The sequence below is a fragment of the Actinomadura sp. KC06 genome (genome assembly GCF_004348735.1).
GTDB lineage: Bacteria > Actinomycetota > Actinomycetes > Streptosporangiales > Streptosporangiaceae > Spirillospora.
Genome location: NZ_SMKT01000276.1, coordinates 1 through 6,638, shown reverse-complemented (window position 1 = coordinate 6,638; position 6,638 = coordinate 1). Strand labels below are relative to the sequence as shown.

Annotated in this window: 6 protein-coding genes and 2 pseudogenes; 5 read left to right on the top strand and 3 right to left on the bottom strand. The window is 67.5% G+C overall.

Going from position 1 to position 6,638, the window contains the following annotated elements; genetic code table 11:
* The 5 genes and pseudogenes from E1287_RS41215 to E1287_RS41190 all read left to right on the top strand — a co-directional run.
* A partial coding sequence (locus E1287_RS41215) for a DUF2243 domain-containing protein (protein WP_131971237.1) occupies nt 1-267 on the top strand: 267 nt, incomplete at its 5' end.
* Nucleotides 267-1,058, top strand: a pseudogene (locus E1287_RS41210) (cytochrome c oxidase assembly protein); the annotation flags it as partial. The gene E1287_RS41215 and the pseudogene E1287_RS41210, both read left to right, overlap by 1 nt.
* A gap of 5 nt (nt 1,059-1,063) precedes the next feature.
* The gene (locus tag E1287_RS41205; protein WP_347814008.1) at nt 1,064-1,597 is read left to right on the top strand and encodes a serine hydrolase; all 534 of its coding nucleotides are present in this window, start codon (nt 1,064-1,066) and stop codon (nt 1,595-1,597) included.
* 357 nt (nt 1,598-1,954) lie between these two features.
* A complete protein-coding gene (locus E1287_RS44435) occupies nt 1,955-2,680 on the top strand; it encodes a hypothetical protein (RefSeq protein WP_165969443.1) in 726 nt (241 codons plus the stop codon).
* A 170-nt stretch (nt 2,681-2,850) separates the two neighbouring features.
* On the top strand, nt 2,851-4,056 hold the full coding sequence (locus E1287_RS41190) for an IS110 family transposase (protein WP_165969442.1): 1,206 nt from the start codon (nt 2,851-2,853) through the stop codon (nt 4,054-4,056).
* Between the two features lie 1,001 nt (nt 4,057-5,057).
* Here E1287_RS41190 and E1287_RS46140 read toward each other — a convergent pair.
* The 3 genes and pseudogenes from E1287_RS46140 to E1287_RS46520 all read right to left on the bottom strand — a co-directional run.
* Nucleotides 5,058-5,726, bottom strand: a complete 669-nt coding sequence (locus E1287_RS46140; RefSeq protein ID WP_243719798.1) for a hypothetical protein — start codon at nt 5,724-5,726, stop codon at nt 5,058-5,060.
* A 28-nt stretch (nt 5,727-5,754) separates the two neighbouring features.
* Entirely contained in the window at nt 5,755-5,943 is a 189-nt protein-coding gene (locus tag E1287_RS46525) for a transposase (RefSeq protein ID WP_279508663.1), read from the bottom strand.
* 94 nt (nt 5,944-6,037) lie between these two features.
* A pseudogene (locus tag E1287_RS46520) lies at nt 6,038-6,391 on the bottom strand (transposase); the annotation flags it as partial.
* Nucleotides 6,392-6,638 lie beyond the last annotated feature (247 nt).

Sequence of the window (6,638 nt, the reverse complement as noted above, 5' to 3'; positions counted from 1 at the left end):
CTGTGGGGGTGGATTTTGGCGGGGTGGGGGCTGTTCAACCTCGTCGAGGGAACCGTCGACCATCACGTTCTCGGCGTCCACCCTGTCCGCGGCGGCCCCCACCAGACCTGGTGGGACGTCGGATTCCTCGTCCTGGGCGCCGCGCTGCTCGCCGCCGGTCACCTCCTGCAGCGCAGCGGCCGACCCTACACCCCGGCCGTTCCCGCCGGCGGGGACGGCCGGCCCGCCCCCGGCACCGGGGACCCGGCCCCTGAACAGGACGCCTGATGCCGCTCGCAGGCTTCCTCCTGAGCCCGGCGCTCGGACATCCGCGGCATGATCACGACGGTTCGGCGGAAGTGCCGATCCTGGACTGGGCGCCACCGGCGGCCGGGGCCGCGCTCGTGGCGGCCGGCTACCTGCTGCTGGTGCGGCGGGCGCGCCGCCGCGGCCGGGCCCGGGGCCCGGTCCGGTTGCGCGCCGCGTCGTTCCTGGCAGGGTGCGGGCTGATCGTCCTTGCCCTCACCCCGCCCGTGGACTCCTTCGCCGGCCGTGACTTCCGCGGTCACATGGTCCAGCATCTGCTCCTGGGCATGTACGCGCCGCTGGCGCTCGTGCTGGGCGCGCCGGTCACGGTCATGCTGCGCGCGCTGCCCGCCGCCCATGGCCGCATGCTCATCCGCGTCCTGCGTAGCACGCCGATGCGCGTTCTCGCGCACCCGCCCGTCGCGTTGTCGTTGAGTACCGGTGGCATGGCATTGGCGTATTCCACTCCGCTCTACCAGGCGACGATGGAGCATCCCGCCCTGCACGGGGCACTGCACCTTCACTTCCTTGTGGCGGGGTTCCTCTTCGCCTGGGTCATCGCCGGTCCCGACCCGGCTCCCAGCCGGCCCGGCGTCCCGGCGCGCCTGTTCGTGCTCGGGCTGGCGATCGCCGTCCACGCCACCCTCGCCCAGCTCATGTACGGCGGGTTCCTCACCGAGGTCCGCGCGCCCACGGCCGACGTCCGCGGCGGCGCCGAGCTCATGTACTACGGCGGCGACATCGCCGAGCTGCTGCTGGCGGCCGCTCTCGTAGCGACGTGGCGTCCCGCCCGCCGCACGCCCGGCGGGATGGACGGTCCGGACGTGGCGCTGGATGGAGCGGCCTGGTGGACGCGCTCCACAATCTGGACAATGGCAGCCCGGACCCGTTCGTCCTGGGCAAGAACCCGGGCCGCGCCTTCATCGATGCCCCTGGGGACGGCGGTTTCGCCACCGCGCCGGATCTGGTCCGGTTCGCGCGTGCGCTGGGCGACGGCACGTTGCTGGACCGGCACTACGCCGAGCTGCTGACCGGGCCCAAGCTCCCCCTGGCCCCCGAGGGAGGTGGCCTGGCCCGCCGGGCCGGCCGGACAGCCCCCGCCGACGCGGGGTTCGGCGCCTACCAGATGCCGGTCAGCCTCGTCCGCGGCCAGTGGGTGTGGGCTCGCGCCGGCGCCAACCCCGGTGTCGGCGCCAACTGGACCATCTACCCCGACACCGGCTGGGTCGGCGTCATCCTCACCAACCACGACGGCGCGCCGCTCTGGGAGATCATCGAACAGGAGACCCAGGCTGTCATCGGCCAAGGCTGACACGCGACCCGCGCGATGGCTGTCCACCGTGGCGACCTCTCCCACGGTGCGCCCGTCCGAATACAGGCTGTGCCTGATTCGCAGGAACGAACCCTTGCACATGCCGTTTCCACCCAGTTCGGAGGAGGCTCGGAAAAGAACCTTCACAGGCACCTCGCCGACGGCCACCTCACCCTCAAGCCCTGATGCCAGGCCACCCTTCCAACATCGTGCGGTGAGCCGGACTGCTCCCTCTATGGCCTACCCCCACGCGCCATCGAGCAGCGACGGACCGAGAACGGACAGGCCCCCTTTCCGCCGCAGCTGACCTCCCCGCGTCATGTCGATTACTCTGAGGGGACGGCTTGATTCAGGACGATGCGTGAGGATATTCAATTGCCCGGTGAGCTGGCAGAGTCGCTGCACTCCTGCGAGGGCGCGAAAGCAAACTGTGAAATGCTGATCTCGCTTGGAGAGGTCCATACAGAACGTTGCTCAGAGGCTGGACTCGTCAGCACTTCCGGAGCCTTGACGAACGCAATGGCAGTTGGCCTTGTCATCAAAGTTTGGCGAAACAGCCCTGTCGAAATTATGCATGCCAATGGACGTGGGCCGAGTGATGCAGCCATGTTCGCAGAGTCAACCCGGCTCCATGGCGAGGCGGTTAAAGCACTCAAGGCTGAGAATCGAGCATTCGGTCTGATCGATTTCGAGCAACACCTTCTCGATCGGACGCGGCCATGGGCCGGCACCGGAGGAAGAACCCTGAACGAACTCGGCTATGGCAACCTCGGAAAGTACACTAAGCACGTGAAGCAACGAACGAACGTCCTGATGGCCCTCGATGACCACACGTGTGTCAGCGATCCACTCCAAATTTATCTTGTCAATCGCGCAATGGGGTTCGGGCGTGCTCACAAGGGAATGCCGAAATGGCCCCTTATTGTCGAACGGATCGGCGTCCTTCTCAACGAGCCTACTCATCCTGCCTGGCGTGGAAATGGAACAGACGCGCTCGCCGAGATGCCGCAGCAGACTCCGCCCCCCCGTTACCTTCTTGAAGTCCCCGGCAACCGGGGATCTTGGTCGCCGGGCCGGGCATGACTTACTCCCCCTGTCGTTGATGATCCGGGGGGTGGTGTCACTCGGTCTGGTGGCGTTGACGGACCGCTGATAGGGACCAGGCCGCCCCCGTGGGAAGGTCTCCTCGTAACGTGGCTGCCGGACGTCCTCGCCAGACCGCAACCGTTCACCCACAACCCAACAGGACGTCGATGAGCAGCGAATACGCGGTGTTCCTCGGACTGGACGTCGGCAAGGGCACCCACCACGCCTGCGCGCTGGACACCGCTGGCAAGCGGCTGCACGACCAGCCGCTTCCCAACGACGAAGCCCGGCTGCGAGCCCTGTTCGGCAAGCTCGCCGAGCACGGCCAGGTGCTCATGGTGGTTGATCAGCCCGCCTCGATCGGTGCCCTGCCGGTCGCGGTCGCCCGAGCCGCTGGTTGCCAGGTCGCCTACCTGCCCGGTCTCACCATGCGGCGACTGGCCGACCTGCACCCCGGTGCCGCCAAGACCGACGCCCGCGACGCTTACGTGATCGCCGATGCCGCCCGCACCCTGCCTCACACGCTGCGGCGGGTCGACATCGGCGACGAGGCGCTGGCCGAGCTGGAGGTGCTGGTCGGCTACGACGACGACCTCGCCGCCGAGGCCACCAGGATCCGCAACCGCATCCGCGGCCTGCTCACCCAGATCCACCCCGCCCTGGAACGCGTGCTCGGCCCCAAGGCCGATCACCCGGCCGTCCTGGAACTGCTGGCCAGATTCGGCGGCCCAGCCGGACTGCGGCAGGCCGGCCGACGACGGCTGCTGACCGTCGCCCGCAAGCTCGCCCCCCGCATGGGTGAACAGCTGATCGACGACATCCACACAGCACTGGACGCCCAGACCGTCATCGTTCCGGGCACCACCGCCGCCGAAGCAATCCTGCCGCACCTGGCGGCTTCGCTGCGCACCGTCCTGGACCAGCGCAAACACCTCGCATCCGAGGTCGAAAGGATGCTCGATGCGCACCCTCTTGCCCGAGTCCTGACCTCGATGCCCGGCTTCGGGGTCAGGACCACAGCCCGCGTCCTGCTGGAGATCGGGGACGGCACCTCGTTCCCCACCTCTGGTCATCTGGCCGCCTACGCCGGGCTGGCCCCGGTCACCCGCCACTCCGGTACCTCCATCCGGGGCGAGCGCCCGCCCAAGGGCGGCAACAAGCAACTGAAACGCGCGATGTTCCTGGCCGCGTTCGCGTCCCTGGCCGACCCGGTCTCGCGAGCGTATTACCAGCGGAAACGCGATCAAGGAAAGCGACACAACGCAGCTCTCATCTGCCTGGCCCGCCGCCGCTGCGACGTCCTGTTCGCCATGCTCCGCGACGGCACCACATACCAGCCCCCAACCGAGCAGGCGGCCCCCAACGCCGCTTGACAGATCCATAGGGACACCCCCCGACGAACTCCTCAACGCTCTTCGCGAAGCACCCTATGACCTACCTCTCGAGGTGCTCGACTGGCTCAGTTATCATCTCCTTTTTTGCGCCGGACCTCCCTACAGCACGTCCTTTAGCGATGGCGCGTGACCGAACTAACCACGCTCTAGCCACTCAGCGAAGGCAGCATGCGCCTGCCGGTACTCAGCCTCCCAATCCTGTAGTGCCAAATACTATGTCACCACACCTGACCTGCGACTATTCGTCGACGAGTCAGCATCTGGCTCTTGTGATATTGCGTCAGAGTTCCCACGCCAGACCACCTGCGGCGACAATCTCGGCTACGTTCCGTGCCCGCAAGACACCGAACCGCGACACTGGCCTCGGCCTGCTCACCCTTCTAAGAGCCACCAGTTGCGCCAACCGACCATCTCAACCATGGGTCGCCACCAAACTTAGAACGAACGAGGCAGGAAAATGTCTCGGGCGTGCCTGCTACCTGCGGGACACAGCCACGACACGCATGGTGACCGTGGCGGCTGTTAAATACGGGTGCTAATGCTCGCTCGTTGTTTGCTCGGCGTCCCCGGTACGGGACGATACGCCGCGACACGGGACGGCACGCTCTTAATCCGCGGGTTCGGGGTTCAAGTCCCTGACGGTGCACCTACCTGACCAGCGCCTTCTCGGCAAACTCGAGAGTTTGCCTGGCCAACTTGGACCAATCCAAGCCGCATGTTCGCTCGTCGTCCCGGACCGGGACACAAACATGGCCACAACACCGCACCGACGCTAGTCACTCCAAGTGATAACGGCCCTTGCATTACGGCCGAGAAACAGGGTTCGGTCGTCAATTGGCATGTGCGAAACCTGCGGGCACCCGTGTCGCGCGCGTTCTGCTGGCCGATACCAGCGACTCTAGGGCGCTGCTGGGCAGCAGCCCTCAGCCCGACGCAACCGCTGAGCAACGCCAGCTCGCTGCATCAACTAGGCTTGTTGTTTATCCAGTTCGGCGGGGCTTTGTGCCCTTCTTGTGATGGCCGGGGCGGGTGTATGTCTGGCCGGTGGCCAGATCGCGTCCCACGTCGTGACGGGTTGCTGGGCGGCGGTTCTTGGAGCCGGGCGGGCGTCCGGGACCTGGCGTGGTGGGTTTGGGTACACGTGCTGGGGATGGTGTCTTCGCGTGGAGGTTCCGGAACCCTCGCCGCACCCGGGCCGGGGTCAGCCTGGTCGGTTCGGCCGGTTTCTCCCAAGGGCGGCGCAGATCGACGGCCAGGGGCCGGGCGAGGCGCAGCTGCGTGTGCGCGGCGATCACTAGCCAGGTCCACCGGTCGGCGGCGTGCGGGTCGCGGAGCCGGGGCTTGGTCCAGCCAAGGGTCTGTTTGAACAGGCGAAATGTGTGCTCGATGTCGAAACGTCGCAGGAACGATTGCCAGCAGCGGTCGACATCGGCGGCCGTGGCGTCGGTGCCCGACCACCACAGCCACACGGGCTTGTTCACCCCGCCGCTGGGCAGCGTTTCGACTTGGAGGCGGATCACGGTGCCCTCGATGACCGGCAGCGGCCCGTCGTGGTCGAGCCAGGCGGCACGGAGGGTCAGCCGGGGATGCAGCCGGTCCCACGCCTGCGCGACCGCCGTGCCATAGCGGCGGGTCTCGGTGGTCGTCACGGTGTGCTCGGTGCCCCAGGTGGCCGGGTCACCGAAGTCGAACTCGCCGCCATGCTTGGGCGGGCGGCCGCCATCGGGGGTTGGCCGACTGGAAATCCTGGCGGGACGGTGCCGAGCGGCGCATGACCCGGTCCGAGCGCAGGCGGCCCAGGATCTGCACGGGCAGCCCGGCGAGCAGGTGCGCGATGCGGGGTGCGTCGTATCCGGCGTCCAGCACGATCAGGATGTCGGGTCGCCCTGCCGCCCTGGCCAGCGGCGATGAGTCGTATGACGACTTGGCAGGGCTGGGCGGTGGTGACAGCGGCCAGGTCGGCGCCGGGGTGCAGCCGGACGGCGTCCAGCAGCGCCGTCCAGGACGTGCGGCCGGCCTCCAGCGCCGCGACGAACGAGTACGGCCAGCCAGGGATCATCTGGTGCTTGCTGTCCCCACGCCCGTAGGTGTGGGAGAACGCCCGGTCCTGGCAGGTCGCCGCGTCCGGCCGCAGCCACGGGGACACCTCCATCGCCAGCACCAGACGGCCATCGGCCGCCTTGGGCAGAGGCAACCTGCCCAGCGAATCACGTAAGCCGGACAGGTTGATGCGGCCGTGATTGAGCCCGCCGTGCAAGGCACCGTGACCGCGGCGATGCTCAGGCGCCAACGCCAGATCCACCAGGCTCTTCACCGGCCCGTCGGTGCACGATAACGCGTCGGTCAACTCGAACAGCCCGTCGCTACGGGGGACTGTACGGTTTTCGGCACCTCTCTGTGTCAAGCGGCGGTGAGCAGAGAGGTATCCGTGTCTTGTCAATCCCCTCAAAGCGTGGAGACGGTGTTATGCCACTTCGGCCCTGAGCTGGGCGGTTGACGTCCTCCGCGCTTCTGCCATCTGACGCTCGAATGTGATCGGGGCGAGCCCGTCGTTGGCGCTG

Excerpts from the sequence above, each read along its gene's own strand:
- E1287_RS44435 (WP_165969443.1), top strand. The coding sequence starts at position 1,955 with ATGCGTGAGGATATTCAATTGCCCGGTGAGCTGGCAGAGTCGCTGCAC.
- E1287_RS41190 (WP_165969442.1), top strand. The coding sequence starts at position 2,851 with ATGAGCAGCGAATACGCGGTGTTCCTCGGACTGGACGTCGGCAAGGGC.